The following is a 20,401-nucleotide window of genomic DNA, read 5'->3' as shown; positions in this document are numbered from 1 at the left end:
TGAAAGCCGCTTTCCCGCCTGTATTTAGGCGGCGCGCGCCGCTTTCTTCTGCAAGCCGGCGACGATCTTCAAATCTTCGACAAAGCGCTGATATTCCAAGACCTTGGCTTCCGGATCGGGCAGCCGGAGCAGATAGGACGGGTGCACCGTCACCAGTGCCTTGTGGCCGTCGGGAAGGTCGATCAGCCGGCCGCGGGTCTTGCCGATCGGGGTGATCTTGCCGAACACGCTCTGTGCTGCGGTCGCGCCCATCGCGACGATGAGATCGGGCTGGATTACGGAGACTTCCCGCTCATACCACTGCCGGCAGGCCTTTATCTCCGGCGTATTCGGCTTCTGATGCAGGCGGATTTTGCCCCGCGGCACGAATTTGAAGTGTTTCACCGCGTTGGTGACATAGACCTTCTTGCGGTCGACGCCGGCTTCCTCCAGCGCGCGGTCGAGCAGCTAGCCGGCCGGGCCGACGAAGGGATGGCCGGCGAGATCTTCCTTGTCGCCGGGCTGCTCGCCGACCAGCATGATGTTGGCGGACTTCGGGCCCTCGCCGAACACGGTCTGGGTCGCGTCCTTGTAGAGATGACAGGCCCGGCAATGCGCGGCCTCCTCGCGGAGCGCTTCGAGGTCGTCGGCAGCAGCTTTGCGTCCCATGATGGCTTCCGGACGTGGGGAGATCCGTCCGCCGGTCCAGCGTTCGGCATCGGCGAGCAGAGGTCCAAGTATCGATCCAAGTATCGATGTGTCCTGGAGGTTCCTCCGGGGCTTCACCGGCGCATCAGTCGTCATCAGCCGGCCGGGTTGAAAATGGCTCCGCCAGGTTTCCTCCAGGCGGCCTGGGGCCGGCCACTCCGTCCGGCTGATCCCGGGCGTGAAGGAGATCGCGTGACCGTCCCAATGGGCACAAACGTCAGGCGTGAGGATGGACCAAGGCATATCGGCAAAACGACGCGCGAAGAACGGCGCGGCGAATGCGACGATATGATGCTCCGGCTCGAACCAGGCGGCGTAATGCGTTTTCTGCTCGCGTCCGATCTCGCGGAAGCGGACGAGATCGCGCATCCGCTGAGCATCGCGCTGCACCGCGCCTGCCATCGCGGTTGCCTGCGCCACGTCGGGATCGCTCATCGTTGCGAGCAGGTAGTGATCGGCCTTCAACCGCCAGAGCAGGCGATAGAGCAGCGCAAAACGCTCACCGTCGCGATGCAGGATCGCGACGCGGGCAAGCTCGATGAAATTGGCCGGCACGGTGAACGTGCTCTCGGTCTCGATCGGCGGAAGGCGTGGCGCTTCGGACAGGCCGGGTGGCATCTGGTCTTTCGTTTGGCCTCGCACGTGCCACACCACGTCCGCCGGTGCGACTTGATGCAGCGCGAATGTGCGTGCGGTTTTACGCCAGCCGTCGAAATCGGTCTCGCTGTCCAGGGTGATGAGGTACATGGTACTCGAATCCTATTGATTTCGCTCATGAATCCATGGGCGCCGCAATTCGATTGACTCCTAGGGCGCCGTTAGCTTTATATTAGAACATACCATGAACAATTGAGCCAGCCGTTGGTTCTCTTTTTGAGAGCCACCGGCAATCACCCTTGAGGAGCGGCGTATATGAGCGGCGCACGAAGAAGCGCGCTTGCGACCTTGCGGGGCCAGATCGAGCGCATCGAGACGGCGGAGGTCGTGCATCAGCGCGATCGCGTCGCGCTTGGCCACGGTGAGGCCGACAGCGCGCTGAAGGGCGGGCTCGCGCGCGCGGCGATCCACGAGGTGTTTTGCGAGGGACGTCAGGGCACGGCCGCGACGGGTTTTGTCACGGGACTTGCGGGCCGCATGACGGCCCGCAAACCGCTGCTGTGGGTGCGGCAGGATTTTTCGGAAATTGAAACCGGCGCGCTGTCGATGCACGGGCTCGTTGAGCTCGGCCTCGATCCGTGCCGCGTGGTGATGGTGCGCGCCGCCGACGTGGAGAGTGCGCTGCGCACGTCGGCCGATGCGCTCGCCTGCGACGCGCTGGGTGCCGTCGTGCTCGAGCTCTGGGGCGAGACCAGGCAGTTCGATCTCGTGGCGAGCCGCAAGCTGACGCTCGCCGCACAAGCGTCAGGTGTGACCGGGCTCTTGCTGCGCATGGCTGCGCAGCCGCTGCCCTCGACCGCGGAGACCAGATGGATGCTGCGCGCGGCGCATTCGCCACCGGGACCGGTGTGGAGTGCCTGGGGCGCGCCGCGCTTCGATGCCGAGCTCTTGCGCAATCGCCATGGCCCGTGCGGCCGGTGGATCATGGAATGGAAATGTGATGAGTGCCAATTCTCTGAACCGTCGTCGTATCCTCAGCCTGTGGTTGCCGCGCCTGCCCATCGACCGGATTCAGCGGTTTTTCCGGGCGAGCAGCGGCGCGCAGGATGAGCCCAGCATCGTCGTTGCCAAGGACAACAACGCGCTGGTGATCCATGCGCTGGACGAGGCCGCCGAGCGCCTCGGCCTGCATATCGGCCAGCCCCTGGCCAATGCCCGGGCGATGTGCCCGGATTTAAAAGTGTTCGACGCCGATGCCGTGGCCGATGCGAAGACGCTCAGCGACATCGCCGATTGGTGCGACCGCTTTACGCCGCTGGTGGCGCTCGATCCGCCGCACGGGCTGTTTCTGGACATCACCGGCTGCGCGCATCTGTTCGGCGGAGAGGCTGCGCTGTTGCAGACCTTCGTCCATGCCCTCGATCGCCAGGGCTTTGCCGTCAGCGCGGCGATCGCCGGCACCTCGGTCTGCGCACGCACGCTGACGCGGCAGGTCACGGGCACCATCGTCGCCGATGGCGGGGAGGCGGCGGCGATCAGCCGGTTTCCGGTGTCCGCGCTTGGTGCAGGCGAGGCTATCACCACGGGTTTGCGTCGCGCCGGGCTGAAGACGATCGGCGATGTCGCTTCCCGCAAGCCGCATGAAATCACGGCTCGGTTCGGTGCGCGGTTCTCCACGCTGCTCGGGCATGCGCTGGGGCAAGGCGACGCGCCGATCAGCCCGCGAAAGCCGCTGCCCGACTACATCGTGGAAAAACGCTTTGCCGAACCGATCGCCACCGACACTATGATCGCGATGACGCTGTCGCGCCTCGCTGACACGCTGATCGCGTCGATGGAGAAGCAGGGCAAGGGCGCGCGCCGCCTGGAAGCAGCCTTCTTCCGTACCGACGGCGTGGTGCGCGCAATCATGGTCGAGACCGGACGTCCCGTGACGCGAAGCGCGGTCATCGACCGGCTGTTCCGCGAGCGCCTCGATGCGCTTGCCGATCCCCTCGATCCCGGTTTCGGCTTCGACATGGTGCGGCTGTCGGCGAGCCGCACCGAGATCGTGGTGCAGGAGCAGCGCGATCTCGACGCCCATGTCCACGACAATGACGAGCTTGCCGCACTGATCGACCGCATCGCCGCGCGCATCGGCGGCAAGCGCGTCGTCGTGCATCTGCCGCAGGACACGCATATCCCTGAATGTGCGGTGCTGGCCGCGCCGGCGCAGCATCATCTCGCCGTGGCCATGCAGGCCGAATGGCCCGTGCGCACCGAGAGTGAGCCGCCGCTGCGCCCGTTGCGGCTGTTCGACAAGCCCGAGCCGATCAAGGTGCCGTTCGCGACCGTGCCCGACGGCCCGCCGCATCAATTCACCTGGCGTCGCGCGCGGCATGCGGTGGTGCGGGTGGAAGGGCCCGAGCGCATCGCGATGGAATGGTGGCGGCAGGACGGCAAGCAACTGACGCGGGACTATTTCCGTATCGAGGATGCCGAGGGCCTTCGCTTCTGGATCTTTCGCGACGGTCTTTACGAGGGGGAATGCTTCGACGCCGACGGCAAGCCCGCTCCTCCCGGTTGGTATGTGCACGGTCTCTTCGCATGAACACCCCCGCTTATGCCGAGATCGGCATCACCACGAATTTCTCCTTCCTGCGCGGCGGCTCGGATCCGCGCGCCTATGTGCACCAGGCCAGTATCCTCGGCATTCCCGCGATCGGCATCGCCGATCACAACACGCTCGCCGGCGTGGTGCGCGCCTACAAGGAGCTCGACAATCACGAGGTGCTGCACAAGCCGAAGCTTCTGATCGGCACGCGCATCGTCTTCATCGACGGTACGCCCGATATTCTGGTCTATCCGTGCGACCGCGCCGCCTATGGCCGGCTGTGCCAGCTTCTCACCAGGGGCAAGCGCGGCGACGACTTCGCGCGGATCGAGAAGGGCGAGTGCCATCTCACCTTGTCCGATCTCCTTGCGTTTTCCGAAGGCCAGCTCCTGATCCTGACGCTGCCGCATCGCTTCGATGCGGCGCAAGCGCAGGACATTCTCGCCAAGCTGAAGGCAAGTCGCGCCGAGGGCGTGTGGCTGGCGGCGAGCCTGATCTATCGCGGCGACGACCGCCGCCGCCTGGCGCAGCTCGATGATCTCGCCGCAAAAGCAAAAGTGCCGCTGCTTGCGACCAACGAGGTGCTCTATCACCACCCCGCGCGTCGTCCCCTGCAGGACGTGCTGACCTGCATCCGGGAAAAAACCACGATCGAGGCCGTCGGACGGAAGCTGGAAGCCAATGCAGAGCGGTTTCTGAAGACGCCCAGGGAGATGGCGCGGCTGTTCCGCGATTTCCCTGAGGCTGTCGCGGAGACCATGCGCTTTGCGGACAAGATCACCTTCTCGCTCGACCAGCTCAAATACCAGTATCCGGACGAGCCGGTGCCGCCGGGGAAGACCGCGCAAGGGCATCTGGAGGATCTGACCTGGGCCGGTGTCGACAAATATTTCGATGGCAAGATCGACGACAAGCTGCGCGCCACCCTGAAGAAAGAACTCGCGCTGATCGCCGAGCTGAAATACGCGCATTACTTTCTCACCGTGCACGACATCGTGCATTACGCGCGCAGCCAGAACATTTTGTGCCAGGGGCGGGGATCGGCGGCGAATTCGGCGGTCTGCTACGTGCTCGGCATCACCTCGGTCGACCCGACCAAGGTCGATCTGCTGTTCGAGCGCTTCATCTCCAAGGAGCGGCTGGAGCCGCCCGACATCGACGTCGATTTCGAGCATTCGCGGCGCGAGGATGTGATGCAATATGTCTATCGCCGTTACGGCCGCCATCGCGCCGCGATCATCGCCACCGTCATTCATTATCGCCCGCGCAGCGCCATCCGCGACGTCGGCAAGGCGTTGGGCCTGACCGAGGACGTCACCGCGGCACTCGCCGACACCGTCTGGGGAAGCTGGGGCAAGGGCCTCAACGACATGCAGGTCAGGCAGGCCGGCCTCGATCCACAAAATTCCATGATCAACCTCGCGGTCGAGCTCGCGACCGAGTTGATCGAATTCCCGCGTCATCTGTCCCAGCATGTCGGCGGCTATGTGCTCACGCAAGACCGGCTCGACACGTATGTGCCGATCGGCAATGCCGCGATGGACGATCGCACCTTCATCGAATGGGACAAGGACGATGTCGACGCGCTCAGCATGATGAAGGTCGACGTGCTCGCGCTGGGCATGCTGACCTGCATCCGCAAGTGCTTTGATCTGATCGACCAGCACAAGGGTGAACGCTGGATGCTGGCGAGCGTCCCGCAGGATGATTCCAAAGTCTACGACATGCTGTGCGATGGAGAGTCGCTCGGCGTGTTCCAGGTCGAGAGCCGCGCGCAGATGAACATGTTGCCCCGGTTGAAGCCACGGACCTTCTACGATCTCGTCATCGAGGTCGCGATCGTGCGGCCGGGACCGATCCAGGGCGACATGGTGCATCCCTATTTGCGGCGGCGGAACGGCCTGGAAAAAGTGAACTATCCATCGCCGTCGCCGGAGCATGGCGACAAGGACGAGCTTTACAGAGTGCTGCACAAGACGCTCGGCGTGCCCTTGTTCCAGGAGCAGGCGATGCGAATCGCGATCGAAGCCGCGAAGTTCACAGCCGAGGAGGCCAACGGCCTGCGCCGCGCGATGGCGACGTTCCGCAATGTCGGCACCATCGGCAAGTTCGAAGACAAGATGATCGGTAACATGATCGCGCGCGGCTATGCGCCTGATTTCGCCAGAAACTGTTTTGAGCAGATCAAAGGTTTTGGCAGTTACGGCTTTCCGGAGAGCCATGCTGCAAGCTTTGCGCAGCTTGTCTACATCTCCTCATGGCTGAAGCATTATCACCCTGATGCATTCTGCTGCGGCCTCCTGAACTCGCAGCCAATGGGCTTTTACGCCCCGGCGCAGATCGTCAGCGACGCCCGCAAGAACGGCGTCGAGGTGCGCGACATCGACGTGTCCTACAGCTTTGCGCAGAACACGCTGGAAGAGGGGGGTGGCAAATATTGCGCCGTGCGCCTGGGCTTCCGCCAGATCGACGGATTTCACTGGCTCGATCCGGATGAGGAGGCACTCAAAAAACAACAGGCAGAGCGGCAGGGCAAGGAATACGTCAGCCAGGAAGACTGGGCCGACCGCATCGTCGCCGCCCGCAACCGCCGGCCCTTCACCTCGCTGGAAGACTTCGCCCGCGACACCGGACTGCCCAAGCGCGCGCTGATCCTGCTTGCCGATGCCGACGCGTTCCGCTCGCTCGGGCTCGACCGCCGCGAGGCGCTGTGGCAGGTGCGGCGTCTGCCCGACGATGTGCCGCTGCCGCTGTTCGAAGCAGCCACCGCGCGCGAGCAGCCGGACGAGCACGCCAAGCCGTTGCCGGTGATGCCGCGCGCCGAACAGGTGGTCGCGGACTACCAGACCATTCGCCTGTCACTCAAAGGCCATCCGATGGAATTTTTGCGCGAGATGTTTACGCGCGAGCGCATCGTTGCCTGCAAGGACATCAATCATGACAACGAGCGGCGCCGCGTCCGCTGTGCCGGCGTCGTGCTGGTACGGCAGCGGCCGGGCAGCGCCAGCGGCGTCGTGTTCATGACACTGGAGGACGAAACCGGCATCGCCAATGTCGTGGTGTGGCCGAAGATCATGGAGCAGTACCGCAAAGAGGTGATGGGCGCACGCCTCATCCTGGTCGAGGGCTACATCCAGAGCAGCCCCGAAAAGGTGACGCATCTCATCGCCCAGCGCATGATCGACCGCTCGCACGATCTGGTCAGCCTCGCCAACGACGCCCTGAGCCGCAAGCATCCGGTGCCATCAGGCGCCGCCCTGATCGAGCCGCTCAACGACGACCCCCGCGCCCACACGGATGCGCCTGCGCAAAAAATCCGCCATCCCCGCAACGTCCGCATCCTGCCGCCGTCGCGGGATTTTCATTGAGGGTGTGGGCTGCGCAGCGCCGCTCTCGCACCGTCACCCTGAGGCGGCCGCTTCTTCAGCGGCCCTCGAAGGGCGACGGCCCGGGCCGTATCCGGGCCGCGCATCCTTCGAGGCTCACCTTGCGTTGCTTTGCATCGCAAGCTTCGCGCCTCAGGATGACGGAACTGGCAGGGACGCGCGTGCCCTAAAAATTCACCCGGTTCGAGATCGCGCCGTCCACGACCAGATTGGAGCCCGTGGTGAACCCCGACACCGGGCTTGCCAGAAACACCGCCGCGCTCGCGATCTCCTGCGGCGTCGCCATGCGGCCGGTCGGATTGCGGCTCATCGCATCCTCATAGCGTTTTGGCATGTTCTGCTCGATCGTATTCCAGACGCCGCCCTTAAAATAGACCGTGCCGGGCGAGACCACGTTGACGCGGATCTTCTTCTTCGCGTATTGCCGCGCCAGCCCCTTGGCCATGTGGATCAGTGCCGCCTTGATCGGGCCGTAGGAGCTCGCGAGATCGGCCTGCGCCGCTGAGATCGAGGAGATGATGACAAAGGCGGCGTCGCCGTTCTTGTCGCCGCTGGCCTCGAGGAACGGCCGCGCGGCCTCGAACGCATGTACGGCGCCGAGCAGGTCCAGCCGAAAATTCTGCTCCCACGATGCGGCATCATGGCCTTGCGCCATCGCGCCCGCGTTGGAGAACAGCATGTCGATGCCGCCAAGCTCTTTTGCAGCATTCTCGATCCAGGATTTCAGCGCCGTGCCGTCGGTGACGTCGACCGGAGCGCCGGTCGCGCGGATCCCGCTGGCCTTCAACTCCGCAACGGTGGCGGCAACCTGATCGGCGTTGCGTGCACACACCGCAACATTGGTGCCTTCGCCGGCCAGCGTCGCTGCAATCGCCCGCCCGATGCCGCGCGTGCCGCCGAGGACGACGGCGTTCTTGCCTTTGAGACCGAGATCCATTGTTGGTTTTCCTTTTGTTGATCGTGCGGAACCTAGTAGTTTGAGCGAGGATGTCGAATTCATTCTCGGTGTCATACCCCGCGAAAGCGGGGTATCCAGTACGCCTGACGTCTCGGCTCCATCACCAGCGTCTCTGGAATACTGGATCATCCGCCTTCGCGGATGATGACACCGCGCGCGACGGAAGAGTGCGCCCTCACTCCGGTGCCGCCCCCACCGGCGGGCCGCCGGGCGGGCGGTGCAGGAAGGTCAGCGAGACGTAGGCGCCGGCCCAGGAGCCGATCGCCGCGAAAGCGACATAGAAAGCATTTTCGGTGTAGCTGATCACGGCGTAGGAGGAGAGCAGGTACCAGACCGCGCTCCAGTTCGCCGCGGGCACGCGCTTGCGCGCGATCACGGCCGAGGTAAACATGACATAGACCGCGTCGGTGGCTGCCGTTGCGATGAACACGGCGCCTGCGGTGAGGGGATCGATGGCGGCCATTGCGTTCCTTTGTGTGCTAATGGAAGCTCGCAAGGCTAAGGGAGAGAAGCGGACATGCAAAGCCCCGCCGGCATTCTCAGCGATATCTGGACCTCCGTCGGCGGCGATCCTGCCGCGCTCGGCCGTGTGCGGCTGACGGGCGAGGAGCCGCAGATCCCATCCTCGTTTCGCGTTGCCGTTGCCGGACAAACGACGATCGCCGCGGCCGGTCTTGCCGCTGCCGAAATCTGGAGGATGCGCAGCGGCGAGCCTCAGGGCGTCTCCGTCGACATGCGCCACGCCGTCGCCGAATGCCGCTCCGAGCGCTATTTGCGCGTCGACGACAAGCCGCCGCCACCCGCCTGGGACGCTATAGCCGGGGTCTACAGAACCGGCGACAACCGCTTCGTCCGCTGCCACACCAATTTCCCGCATCATCGCGACGCCGTCTGCAAGGTGCTCGGCTGCGAACCCCAGCGCGAGAAGGTGCAGGCCGCATTGATGCAATGGAAGGGCGAGGATTTCGAGACTGCGGCCTATGCCGCGGGCGGCGTCGTTGCCCTGATGCGCTCCTACGACGAATGGTCGGCGCTGCCGCAGGCCCGCGCGCTCGCCGAATTGCCGCTGGTCTCGATCGAGAAGATCGGCGAGGCCCCGCCAAAGCCGTGGCTGCAAGAACTGTCGAACGGCGATCGCCCGCTCTCAGGCCTGCGCGTGCTCGATCTCTCCCGCGTCATCGCGGGCCCCGTCGCTGGCCGCACGCTCGCCGCGCACGGCGCGGATGTGCTTCTTGTTTCCGGGCCCGAGCTGCCCGCCATTCCCTGGCTCACCATCGACACCGGCCGCGGCAAGCTCACCAGCTTCGTCGAGCTGAAGAGCGAGGCCGGGCGGGCCCAGATGCGCGCGCTGTTGAAGGACGCCGACATCTTCTCGCAAGGCTATCGCCCGCGCGCGCTCGCCGCTCTCGGCTTCGCGCCGGAGGACGCCGCGAAAATCAATCCTGGCATCGTCTACGTGACGCTGTCGGCCTATGGCCATGCCGGCCCCTGGGCGGAGCGGCGCGGCTTCGATTCGCTGGTGCAGACCACGACCGGCTTCAACCATGCCGAAGGGCAGGCCGCGGGCCTCGACGGGCCGAAGGAATTGCCGGCGCAGATGCTCGACCACGCCACCGGTTATCTGATGGCGTTCGGTGCGATGATGGCTAGGGCGCGCCAGGCCCGCGAAGGCGGCAGCTGGCACGTGCGCGTGTCGCTGGCGCAGACCGGACGCTGGCTGTGGAATCTCGGACGGCTCGAAGGTGGCCTGAACACCCCGGATATTACGGGCGAGACCGTACTTGCTGCATTCATCGAGAGCATGCCATCTGGCTTCGGCACGTTGAAGGCGGTGCGCCATTCAGCACTGCTGTCGAAGACGCCGGCGCAATGGAGCCGTCCGGCGATGCCGCTCGGCAGTCATCCGGCACAGTGGCCGGTGAGAAGCTGACAAGGAGCTTACTTGGAGAAGGAGCTTACTTGGAGCTGACGGGTCGCAAAATTTTAACGCAAACCGAAAGGCGGCCCGCGTTTTTTAGGTTGTTTGAAATCACAATTCAGCACTATTAGCGCGACCGATGAGGCAGGCATCCGCCGGTATCATCGCAGATATGACCGGACCCCATGGTAGTTGAAAATACCAAGCGATTGCAGGTGCTTACAAAACAGCGGGTGATCACATCCGTAGTTTTACTAGCTCTTGCCGGTGCCGGAGCCTACGGCTTCCTCTATGCGGGAGCCAAGGAGAAGAGCCACTCCGAGATCTCCAGCCAGTCGCGCAGGAATGCGCAGAACTTCACGCCGACGCCGTCGGAATGGGCGACGTTGACGATCGAGCCGGTCAAGGCCAAGACCTTCCGGGCCGAATATGTCACCGAGGGCAAGGTCGCGGTCGACGAGGACCGTTCGACGCCGGTGTTCTCGCCCTATGCGGGCCGGGTGACCAAGCTGCTCGCCAAGCCGGGCGAGATGCTGAAGCAAGGTCAACCGCTATTCACAATTGAGGCCGCCGACACCGTGCAGGCCCAGAACGATTTCATTGCGGCGATGAGCTCGCAGAACAAGGCGAAGTCGGCGATTGATCTTGCGGACATCCAGTTCAGGCGCGCCAAGGACCTCTACGAGGGCCATGCCATCCCGCTGAAGGACTATCAGCAGGCGGAAGCGACCCAGGTTCAGGCGCAGAACGACATGCGCTCATCCGCGACGGCGCTGGAGGCCGCGCGCAACAAGCTGCGCATCCTCGGCTTCACCGACGAGACCATCAAGGCGTTCCAGGACAAGGGCGCCATCAATCCGGAAGTCACGATCTATTCGCCGATCGCGGGCACGGTCGTGCAGCGTAAGATCGGCCCCGGCCAATACGTCAATTCCGGCGCCAGCGATCCGGTCTTCGTGGTCGGCGACCTCTCCACGGTCTGGCTCACCGCCTTCGTGCGCGAGAGCGACGCGGCCGCCGTGTGCATCGGGCAGGACATCACCGTCAACGTGATGGCGCTGCCGGGCCGCCCCTTGACCGCCAGGATCAACTACGTCGCCGCCGCGATCGATGCGAACACCCGCCGCCTGCTGGTCCGCGCCACCATCGACAACAAGGACGGCCTGCTCAAGCCGGAGATGTTCGCCAACGTCACGATCTATTCGGCCGGCGACCGCGCCGCGCCGGCGGTACCGAAGCAGGCCTTGATCTATGAAGCCGACAAGGTCCGCCTCTGGGTCGCACGCGAGGACAAGTCGGTCGAGCTGCGTGAGATCAAGATTGGCCTCATCAATGGCAACCTCGTCGAGGTCACCAGCAATCTGAAGCCCGGCGAGCAGGTCGTCACCAAAGGCAGCCTGTTCATCGACCGCGCCGCGTCCGGCAGCTGATCGACGACCCAAGAAAATTGAAGACCTGAATGGATCGCCTCGTCGCCCTTGCCGTCAACCGGCGCTTCCTGATGGTCGGCATGTTCGTCGCCGTGCTCATCGGTGGCCTCATCGCGTTCAATCAGCTCAACATCGAGGCCTACCCCGATCCGACCCCGCCGATGGTCGACATCGTGACGCAGAGCCCGGGCCTGTCGGCGGAGGAGATCGAGCGCTACATCACGATTCCGATCGAGACCCAGGTCGCAGGTCTGAAGAACCTGACGACCATTCGCACCATCTCGCTCTACGGCCTCTCCGACGTCAAACTGCAGTTCTCCTTCGCCTACACCTATGACGAGGCGTTGCAGCAGGTCTTGAACCGCCTGGCGCAGCTCGCGCCGCTGCCCGGCAACGTGCAGCCGCAGATCTCGCCGCTCAGCCCAATTGGCGAAATCTTCCGCTACCGTCTCGTCGGTCCGCCTAACTACAGCGTGCTCGACCTCAAGACCATCCAGGACTGGATTCTGCAGCGGCGCTTCCGTGCCGTGCCCGGCGTGATCGACGTCACCGGCTGGGGCGGCAAGAGCAAGACCTACGAGCTCCAGGTCGACTTCAACAAACTGGTCGCCAACGGCCTGACGCTGCCGCAATTGCTCCAGGCGGTCGGCAATGCGAACGTCAATGTCGGCGGCAACACCGTCAATATCGGCCAGCAATCGGCCGTGGTGCGCGGCGTCGGCCTGATCCGTTCGATCGACGACCTCGCCAACACCATGGTCTCGCAGACCAACGGCAACCCGGTGCTGGTCAAGGACGTCGCCACCGTCACCGTCGGCCAGAAGCCTCGTCTCGGCATTGCCGGCCTCGACGAGTCCGACGACATCGTGCAAGGCATCGTCCTGATGCGCCGCGGCGAGCAGAGCTCGCCAACCATCAAGCGCGTCCACCAGCTCGTTCAAACCATCAACGACTCCAGCATCCTGCCGCCCGGCGTGCGCATCGAGCGCATCTACGACCGCGGCGACCTGATCGACCTCACCACCCACACCGTGCTGCACAACATGGTGATCGGCATTCTGCTGATCGTGCTGCTGCAGTGGATATTCCTCGGCGATCTCCGCAGCGCGCTGATCGTCGGCGCCACCATTCCGTTCGCGCTGTTCTTCGCGGTGATCATCCTGGTGCTGCGCGGGGAATCGGCCAACCTGCTGTCGGTCGGCGCGATCGATTTCGGCCTGATCGTCGATGCCACCGTCATCATGGTGGAGGCGATCTTCCGGCGCCTGACGCAGACGACGCCGATGTCGGAATCCGAGCAGATGTCGTCCGAGACGCTGTTCGGCATGAAAAGCCACGCCATCCTCAGCGCGGCGGCCGACGTCTCACGTTCGATCTTCTTCGCCGCGGCGATTATCATCGCGGCGTTCCTGCCGCTGTTCACGCTCTCGGGTGTCGAGGGCAACATCTTCGGACCGATGGCGCGCACCTATGCCTACGCACTGGCCGGCGGGCTGCTTGCGACCTTCACCGTCACCCCGGCGCTGTCCGCGATCATCCTGCCCGCGCATGTGAGGGAGACCGAGACCAGGGTGATGCTGATCCTGCACCGCGTCTACATGCCGGTGTTGAATTGGGCCGTCGCCAACCGCGGCATCATGCTCGGCGGCGCGGTCGGCCTCGTGCTGATGACGGTTGCGCTCAGCCGGCTGCTTGGCCTCGAATTTCTGCCGAAGCTGGAGGAAGGCAATCTCTGGATCCGCGCCACGCTGCCGCCGACCATCTCGCTCCAGGAAGGCAACTCCTACGTCAACGAAATGCGCAAGGTGATCCGCGCGCGGCCTGAAGTGGAATCCGTGGTGTCCCAGCACGGCCGCCCCGATGACGGCACCGACGCCGCCGGCTTCTTCAACGCCGAGTTCTTCGCCCCGCTCAAGCCCGCGAGCCAATGGCCCGGCACCCACGACAAGGAAGAGCTGACCGCGCAACTGCTCAAGCAGCTCGACGATCGCTTCCCCGGCGTCGAGTTTAACTTCTCGCAATATCTCCAGGACAACGTCTCCGAAGCCGTCTCCGGCGTGAAGGGCGAGAACTCGATCAAGCTGTTCGGCAGCGATCTCCAGGCGCTGACCGACACCGCCAACAAGATCAAGTCGGTGCTGGCCACCGTGCAGGGCGTCACCGACCTTGCGGTGTTCACCTCGCTCGGGCAGCCGACCATCCAGATCGACATCGACCGTGCCAAGGCCGCGCGCTATGGCCTCGCGCCGGGCGACATCAACGCCACCATCAAGGTCGCGATCGGCGGCGACACCGCCGGCGACATCTACGAGGCGGGAAGCGACCGCCACTTCCCGATCATCGTTCGGCTTGCGCCGGAATTCCGCAGGAGCGCCGAGGCGATCCAGAATTTGCGGATCGGCGCGCCCGGACCGAACGGCGCCGTCACGCAGATACCCTTGAGCGAGGTCGCCACCATCAGCCTCGTCTCGGGTGCGGCCTACATTTATCGCGAGCAGCAGGAACGCTATCTGCCGATCAAGTTCTCGGTGCGTGAGCGCGACCTCGGCAGCGCGATCCGCGAGGCGCAGCAGAAGATCGCCAATCAGGTGCAGCTGCCGCCCGGCGCGCACATGGACTGGGTCGGCGAGTATGGCAATCTCCAGGACGCGATCCGGCGGCTGTCGATCGTGGTGCCGATCTCGCTGGCGCTGATCGGCGTCCTGCTCTGGTTCAACTTCGGCTCGATGACCGACACGCTGCTCGCCATGAGCGTGATCCCGATGGCGATCTTCGGCGGCGTGCTCGGGCTCTTGATCTCCGGAACCGCCTTCAGCGTCTCGGCGGCGATCGGCTTCATCGCGCTGTTCGGCATCGCCGTGATGGACGGCATCATCATCATCTCGCAGTTCAACCAGCTCATCGAAGAGGGCATGGACCGCGTGAGCGCGGTGATCCGCACCGGCGAGCTTCAGCTCCGGCCGGTGCTGATGACCTGCGTCGTCGCCGGCGTCGGCCTCTTGCCGGCGGCGCTGTCGGAAGGCATCGGCTCGCAGGTGCAGAAGCCGCTCGCGGTGGTCGTGGTGACCGGCATGATGCTGGCACCGGTCGTGATCCTGGTGACGCTGCCGGTCCTGATCTCCTTCTTCTCCCGTCGCGCGCGCTGACGCCGCCTGTCACAGCATTCGCTGCGCGATCCGCACGAGCATCATGGTGCCGAGGCATAGCAGCATCAAGCTTGCCAACCGACTGCTCATCGCCAGCATCCGCGGCGTCAACCGTGACCGCGCCGTTGCCACCATCGTGCTGAGCACGGTCCACCAGATCGCGGATCCGACGAAGACGCCCGCGACCAGCGGCGGTGCGGCGGATTGTGTCGAGAACGCGTGCAGCGCCGCCAGGAACAGGATGACCGTCAGTGGATTGGTCAGCCCGAGCGCGATGGCGCTGAGATAGGCGCGTATCAGGCGTACTTCGTCGATCTCACCTTCCTGAAGCACGATGGAACTGCGGTGAGTCCGGATCGCGAACCACAGCAGCGTGAGCGCCGAGACGATGCCGAAGCGACGGCATTGGCCTCGACCCAGGGTTGTGCCAGTGAGCCCAGTCCCAAAACCGCAAGGAGGCTGTAGGTGAGATGCACGGTCGCCACACCGAAGCCGGTTGCGAGGCCCGGGGCCATGCCCGATGCCAATGTGCGCTGAATGCACAGCATGCCCATTGGTCCGATGGGAGCGGCGACGGTGAAACCAATTCCAATGCCGGAGACAAGCGCGGCAAGGTAATGTGACAAAGACATGCGACCGCACAAAAATAAATTGCGACCGCGTACGTACCGGTGAAGTTGAATCGCCGCTTCGTCCAAACGGGTGAGAAGCGACCGGGAACACAAACACGTTTGTGTGAGATAGTTCTCCACGCGCCAACGGTTCCATGGCGCGGTGTGGAATGAGTTCCACGCCACGCCAGCCGGGAGCGATGACGTGACTCAGAATCCGTAGAGGCGCGCCGGATTGTCGACCAGGATCTTCTTGCGCAGATTTGCGTCGGGCGCCCACACCGGAAGCTGGTTGAGCAGGCGGCCGTCGTCGATCTGATAGAGGGGCGCGATGTCGGTGGCTTTGCGTCCCTCGACGCGGCTCGAATCCGGATGCGGCCAGTCAGTGCCCCAGACGACGCGGTCCGCGTTGGCCGCGATCAGCGCGCGCGCATAGGGTACCATGTCCTGATAATCGGGTGCGAGCTTCGATGAGCGGTAGGCGCCGGAGATTTTCACGTAGGCCTTGCCGGATTTGACGAGCTCGATCAGGTCGGCAAAGCCCGGCTGCTCGAGCCCGAGCGAAGCCTCGAGCCCACCAAAGTGGTCGAACACGGCGGGCACCGGCGAAGCCAGCACGAGCTCTTTGATCGCCGAGATCATCGGCAGCGTGGTGTAGAGCTGCACGTGCCAGCCGCGCGCCTTCATGCGCTCGACGGCGGCCGTGAAGCGCGCCCGGCCGATATTTGGATCGCTGACGCCGCCGGTTGCGAGATTGATGCGGATGCCGCGGAAGCCGTCCGTCTGCATCGTGTCGAGCTGGGCCTCCGTCGTGTTGTCATCGATCACCGCCACCCCGCGCGCGGTCGCGCCGCGCGCCTTCATGCCGAACAGGGTGGAGGAATTGTCGGTGCCGTAGACGCTCGGCGTCACGATCACCACGCGCTCGATATGCAGCGCCTTGTGCAGCGCGGCCATCTCTTCAGGGCTTGCCGGCTCCGGCGTGTAGACGCGCCCCGCGAAGAACGGAAACTTTTCGACGTCGCCATGGATGTGGGTGTGGCAGTCGCAGGCCTGCGCCGGCACGTCGAAATTGACCGGCGTCGCGGGCTGCGCCGCTCGGGCGTGGGCTTTGTTGGACATGGCAACTCCGGCGGCAAGGGAGGCGAGCAGGACGCTGCGTCGGCTGAGCATGTTTTCTCTCCCTGCTTCGTTATTTGGAGGTGGTGACAGTACCACATCAGCCCGGCAGCCGCTCCCCTTCGCTGCATAGCTGCTCGACGAGGTCCGCAAGCGGGCGTGAGCCGTCAACGCGCACCACCGGGCAGGGCAGGTTCGCGAGCCACGCCTCATCTTTTGCGAGACTGCGGCCCTCGCGATCGCCCGCCTCGTAGTGCGAGGCCCAATCGACGAACGACTCCGCCTCCTCATGACGCCAGCCGCCCGGCGCGACGGCGTCAGCGCCGAAATGGGCGGCCTCGCGGGCGCGCAATCGCGTCAGCCGGATTTCGCGCGGCGTGCTCATGAAGACGACCAGATCGAAAAGCGGAACAAGCTCGTCGCCCCAGCCGGTGACGGATCCGCTCAAGACCCAATCGAGACGCGGCAGAAACATTTCGCGCATCAGGCGCAGACGATCTGCGGCAGGGCGTGTCGATTGGTAGGGCGGCGCGGTCGGCAGCCAGAAATAATCGTCGGTGTCGTGATGCGGCAGCGCAAGCCGGCCGGCGAGCGCGCGACCGATCGTCGTCACGCCGGAGCCTGAAGCTCCCATCAGATGGATGCGGCGGCTCTTCATCGGCACCAAGCCAGACGATTTGAAACTACTGCCCCGACGGTGTGCGCAGGCCGTGCCAGGCGTCGCGGACCTGCTGGTAGTGCACCTCGGGCAGATAGTCCGGTGTGTTCAGGCTCAAGGTCTTGACGTCGAGATGGCCGACGGCGCTGAGCAGCGTGTAGGAGGCGATCACGCGGTCGCGCAGCGCACCGATCAGGCGGGCCTTGGCCTGGATCAAATCGGCCTGCGAGTTCAGCACGTCGACCGTGGTGCGCTGTCCGCCGGCGGCCTCGCGCTGCACGCCCTGGAGCGCGACGGTTGCCGCCTTCACCTCGGACTCGGAAGCGGAGACCGCGATCTTGGCGCCTTCGTTGGCAACCCAGGCGCTGGTCGCCGCGGTGCGCGCCTGGTTGCGCACCTGATCCAGCACGAGCCGGCTCTGCGCCGTGATCTCCTTGGCCTGCCGGGTCTGCGAGGCGGCCTGGCCGCCGTCGTAGATCGGCGCGGTGACATTGGCGACGATCGAGGCCTGGTCCTCGGCGAAGGTGCCGAGCGTCGGGTCGTTGTTGCGGCTGCGGCTGGCGCTGCCCTGGATGCTGGCGCTCGGCAGCAGCGCGCCTTCGGCGACGCGGATGTTGGTGGAGGCGACATCGACGTCGAAGCCCGCCGCCATCACCGCCGGGTGCTGGCGGATCGCCATCGTCAGCGCGTCTTCGCGGCTCTTCGGCAAATAGCGGTCGACGACCTCGGCGGCCCGAAGCTGCGACGGCGCATTGCCGATCACCTGCGCGTAGATCGCCTGGCTCACCGCCAGCGCGACTTCCGCGGCGTTGAGGTCGGCGAGCCCGCGGTTGAGCCGCGCCTCGGCCTGGGCGCTGTCGGTGGGCGTGACGTCGCCGGCGTTGAGGCGGCGCTGGGTGACGGAAAGCGTTTCGCGCAGGAACGCGACGTTGGAGCGTTGCGCCTCGACCAGCGACTGGTTGGCGAGCACGTTGGTGTAGGCGGTGACCCCGTCGAGCAGCACGCCCTGGCCGACATTGCGCAGCGCCTCGCGACCCGACTGCACCTGGAGTTCGGCGGCGCGGACGTTGTTGGCGGTGCGGAAACCGTTGAACAGGGTCTGCGTCACGGTGACGCCGATGATCCACGGCTTCAGATTGGCGGTCTGGATGGTGTTGTCGGGCAGCAGATTGCGCACCGATTGCAGGCCGGCGCTGAGGCTTGCCACGATCTGCGGCCGATAGCCGGCGAGCGCCTGCGGTACGTTCTCGTCGGTGGCGCGCTGCCGCGCACGCTCGGCATTGAGCTGCGGATTGGTCTGGTAGGCCTTGGCCAGCGCCTCCGGCAGGGCTTCCGCCCATGCGGCGGAAGGCAGGGCGCAACAGAGCGCCAGCGTGGTCCATGTCGCGAGCACGGGAGCCACGCCCGATCGATGCCGCGTCATCACGCGACCAGCTCTGGCGGCACGCCCAATCATGTAATCCCGCAAATCCCGGCTGTCCGCCCCCGCCGACGGCGGCTCTCTTAACTGTTTAACCAGCCGAGGTCCCGCAGGCAAACTGCCGCGGGGAAAACCCCCATGTATTCCGTGCTTGTTGCAGGTGCGTCACAGGGCTCCTGCGGGAAAGCGGCAGAGCCTTACACCAGCCTGACCGCTCGCCTGCCTTACCGGTTCTTGTTCACCGGCTTGCGCTTCTCGATGAACGCCGCCATGCCCTCGGAGCGGTCCTCCAGCGCGAAAGTCGAGTGGAACAGGTTGCGCTCGACGCTCATGCCCTCGGCGAGCGTGGTTTCGAAGGCGCGGTTGACCGCTTCCTTGGCCATCGCGACTGCGGGCCGCGACATCGCGGCGATCTTCTCGGCCGCGGCCATCACCTCGTCCATCAGCTTGTCGGCCGGCACGATGCGGCTGACGAGGCCGCTTCGCTCGGCTTCGGCTGCATCCATCATGCGGCCGGTGAGGCAAAGGTCCATCGCCTTGGACTTGCCGATCGCACGGGTCAGGCGCTGGGTGCCGCCGATGCCGGGGATGGTGCCGAGCGTGATTTCGGGTTGGCCAAATTTGGCAGTGTCGGCGGCGATGATGAAGTCGCACATCATCGCGAGCTCGCAGCCGCCGCCGAGCGCATAGCCTGCGACCGCGGCGATCGTCGGCTTGCGGCAGCGCGCCACCCGGTCACCGCCGATCGCGGCAAAATCCTCTGAGAACATATCGATGAAGCCTTTCGGCTGCATCTCCTTGATGTCGGCACCGGCGGCAAAGGCCTTCTCGCTGCCGGTCACGACGATGCAGCCTATGGCGTCATCGGCTTCGAGATCGTCGACTGCCGCGGCGATCTCGCGGAAGACGCCGAAGGAGAGCGCGTTGAGCAGCTTCGGCCGGTTCAGCTTGATGATGCCGACCGCGCCTTTGCTTTCGACGATGATGTGTTCGAACGTGCTCATGCTCCACCCACGCTTTTGATTGGGCGGGCAATGTGCCCGCTGGCGCGGTGGGCTTCAAGGGCCAAAGCTGTCGGAAAGAGGCGGCCGGAACACGCGGCGAGAGGCGCGTTCCGGACGAGGTCCCGCGGGCCGGCAATCAGGCCAAGATCAAGCCATGAACATGCGCGCGGCGGAGGCCAGCGTCAGCAGCGTGCCGACACCGATGAAGATCTTGCCGATCAGGGAGCTCTGGTCCCAGGCCGTACTCTGCTGGCTGCTTGCCATCACTGGCGCCGGCCGGGGCTGCGCGTCGGTTGCGGCAATCACCGCCTTCTGCGCCGCTGCGTTGTCCTGTTGCAGGGCGCGGTCGATGTCGTTGATCTGGTCGGGTGCGACGACCTGGCTCTCGGCGTCCGGGCCGGCGGTATTATCGGCCGCTGCCTGGACGTTGTCGTTGGCGCGGCCCGTCATTGCGGAGGCGGCGGCCGCGGTCGGCGTAGCGGCGGCGGCGAGCTGCGCATTGGCGTTGGCGACTTCCGGCGCCATCTGGTTCGAGGCCGGCACGTCACGATTGTCGGCCTTCGCCTCGTCGACCGTTGCCACGGCGTCCGTCCTGTCGGCCTTGTCGTCGGATTTCTGCACCGTCTTGGTGCTGTCGCGATGACGCGACGTGTGGCGCCGCTGCTTGCTCGGCTTGACCGCGTCGGCCTGTTTGCCTGCGCTGTCCGAATTGCTGCTTGCGGCTGAACTCGGCGCCGCCAGTGCAACGCCCCCGAACAGCAAGAAAAGTCCGGCCAGGAGAATCAGCGCCGCGCGCCCGCTGGCTTTCATCATGTTGACGATCTCCCCAATTCCGCCAGTCCCAGGACCGAACAGAGACCCCGGGGCGTGACCA

The 20,401-nt window shown here is 65.0% G+C and carries 14 protein-coding genes and 1 pseudogene; 6 read left to right on the top strand and 9 right to left on the bottom strand.

What is annotated here, in order from left to right:
- Nucleotides 1–24: 24 nt before the first annotated feature.
- Nucleotides 25–1,434: pseudogene (locus tag QCM77_RS33785) on the bottom strand (UdgX family uracil-DNA binding protein).
- Between the two features lie 165 nt (nt 1,435–1,599).
- Here QCM77_RS33785 and QCM77_RS33780 point away from each other — a divergent pair.
- Genes QCM77_RS33780 through QCM77_RS33770 form a run of 3 tightly spaced genes read left to right on the top strand, consistent with a single transcriptional unit; the run spans nt 1,600 to nt 7,245 of the window.
- The gene (locus QCM77_RS33780) at nt 1,600–2,394 is read left to right on the top strand and encodes an ImuA family protein (RefSeq protein ID WP_279664999.1); all 795 of its coding nucleotides are present in this window, start codon (nt 1,600–1,602) and stop codon (nt 2,392–2,394) included.
- A complete protein-coding gene (locus QCM77_RS33775) occupies nt 2,285–3,874 on the top strand; it encodes a Y-family DNA polymerase (RefSeq protein WP_279665000.1) in 1,590 nt (529 codons plus the stop codon). The genes QCM77_RS33780 and QCM77_RS33775 overlap by 110 nt, the downstream gene beginning before the upstream one ends.
- Complete coding sequence (locus QCM77_RS33770; RefSeq protein WP_279665001.1) at nt 3,871–7,245, top strand: error-prone DNA polymerase; 3,375 nt, start codon at nt 3,871–3,873, stop codon at nt 7,243–7,245. Before QCM77_RS33775 ends, QCM77_RS33770 begins: the two co-directional genes overlap by 4 nt.
- A gap of 184 nt (nt 7,246–7,429) precedes the next feature.
- Here QCM77_RS33770 and QCM77_RS33765 read toward each other — a convergent pair whose 3' ends face one another.
- Together QCM77_RS33765 and QCM77_RS33760 are read right to left on the bottom strand one after the other, a co-directional pair.
- The gene (locus tag QCM77_RS33765; RefSeq protein WP_279665003.1) at nt 7,430–8,200 is read right to left on the bottom strand and encodes an SDR family NAD(P)-dependent oxidoreductase; all 771 of its coding nucleotides are present in this window, start codon (nt 8,198–8,200) and stop codon (nt 7,430–7,432) included.
- Between the two features lie 196 nt (nt 8,201–8,396).
- Nucleotides 8,397–8,684: a hypothetical protein gene (locus tag QCM77_RS33760; protein ID WP_211379005.1), complete on the bottom strand. Its 288-nt coding sequence runs from the start codon at nt 8,682–8,684 to the stop codon at nt 8,397–8,399.
- A 54-nt stretch (nt 8,685–8,738) separates the two neighbouring features.
- Here QCM77_RS33760 and QCM77_RS33755 point away from each other — a divergent pair, with 54 nt between their 5' ends.
- The 3 genes from QCM77_RS33755 to QCM77_RS33745 all read left to right on the top strand — a co-directional run bounded on the left by QCM77_RS33755 (nt 8,739) and on the right by QCM77_RS33745 (nt 14,715).
- Nucleotides 8,739–10,151 (top strand): CoA transferase, encoded by a 1,413-nt coding sequence (locus tag QCM77_RS33755; protein ID WP_279665004.1) that lies wholly within the window; start codon nt 8,739–8,741, stop codon nt 10,149–10,151.
- Nucleotides 10,152–10,324: 173 nt separating this feature from the next.
- On the top strand, nt 10,325–11,569 hold the full coding sequence (locus tag QCM77_RS33750) for an efflux RND transporter periplasmic adaptor subunit (protein ID WP_279665005.1): 1,245 nt from the start codon (nt 10,325–10,327) through the stop codon (nt 11,567–11,569).
- 29 nt (nt 11,570–11,598) lie between these two features.
- A complete protein-coding gene (locus QCM77_RS33745; RefSeq protein WP_279665006.1) occupies nt 11,599–14,715 on the top strand; it encodes an efflux RND transporter permease subunit in 3,117 nt (1,038 codons plus the stop codon).
- Between the two features lie 9 nt (nt 14,716–14,724).
- Here the strand turns inward: QCM77_RS33745 and QCM77_RS33740 are convergent, their stop codons facing one another.
- The 6 genes from QCM77_RS33740 to QCM77_RS33715 form a co-directional block, all read right to left on the bottom strand.
- Nucleotides 14,725–15,048, bottom strand: a complete 324-nt coding sequence (locus QCM77_RS33740; protein ID WP_279665007.1) for a LysE family transporter — start codon at nt 15,046–15,048, stop codon at nt 14,725–14,727.
- A 488-nt stretch (nt 15,049–15,536) separates the two neighbouring features.
- Nucleotides 15,537–16,499 (bottom strand): amidohydrolase family protein, encoded by a 963-nt coding sequence (locus QCM77_RS33735; RefSeq protein ID WP_279665009.1) that lies wholly within the window; start codon nt 16,497–16,499, stop codon nt 15,537–15,539.
- A 46-nt stretch (nt 16,500–16,545) separates the two neighbouring features.
- The gene (locus QCM77_RS33730; protein ID WP_279665011.1) at nt 16,546–17,103 is read right to left on the bottom strand and encodes a P-loop NTPase family protein; all 558 of its coding nucleotides are present in this window, start codon (nt 17,101–17,103) and stop codon (nt 16,546–16,548) included.
- A 25-nt stretch (nt 17,104–17,128) separates the two neighbouring features.
- Nucleotides 17,129–18,559, bottom strand: coding sequence for a TolC family outer membrane protein (locus QCM77_RS33725; protein WP_462676055.1), 1,431 nt, complete (start codon nt 18,557–18,559; stop codon nt 17,129–17,131).
- 188 nt (nt 18,560–18,747) lie between these two features.
- Nucleotides 18,748–19,527, bottom strand: coding sequence for an enoyl-CoA hydratase (locus QCM77_RS33720; RefSeq protein WP_007608148.1), 780 nt, complete (start codon nt 19,525–19,527; stop codon nt 18,748–18,750).
- A 147-nt stretch (nt 19,528–19,674) separates the two neighbouring features.
- Nucleotides 19,675–20,340: a hypothetical protein gene (locus QCM77_RS33715; RefSeq protein WP_279665013.1), complete on the bottom strand. Its 666-nt coding sequence runs from the start codon at nt 20,338–20,340 to the stop codon at nt 19,675–19,677.
- Nucleotides 20,341–20,401 lie beyond the last annotated feature (61 nt).

This window comes from Bradyrhizobium nivariense, from assembly GCF_029846695.2.
In the GTDB taxonomy this organism is placed as follows: Bacteria; Pseudomonadota; Alphaproteobacteria; order Rhizobiales; family Xanthobacteraceae; genus Bradyrhizobium.
The sequence above is the reverse complement of the archived record's forward strand: the minus strand, read 5'-3'. Positions and strand labels throughout refer to the sequence as shown.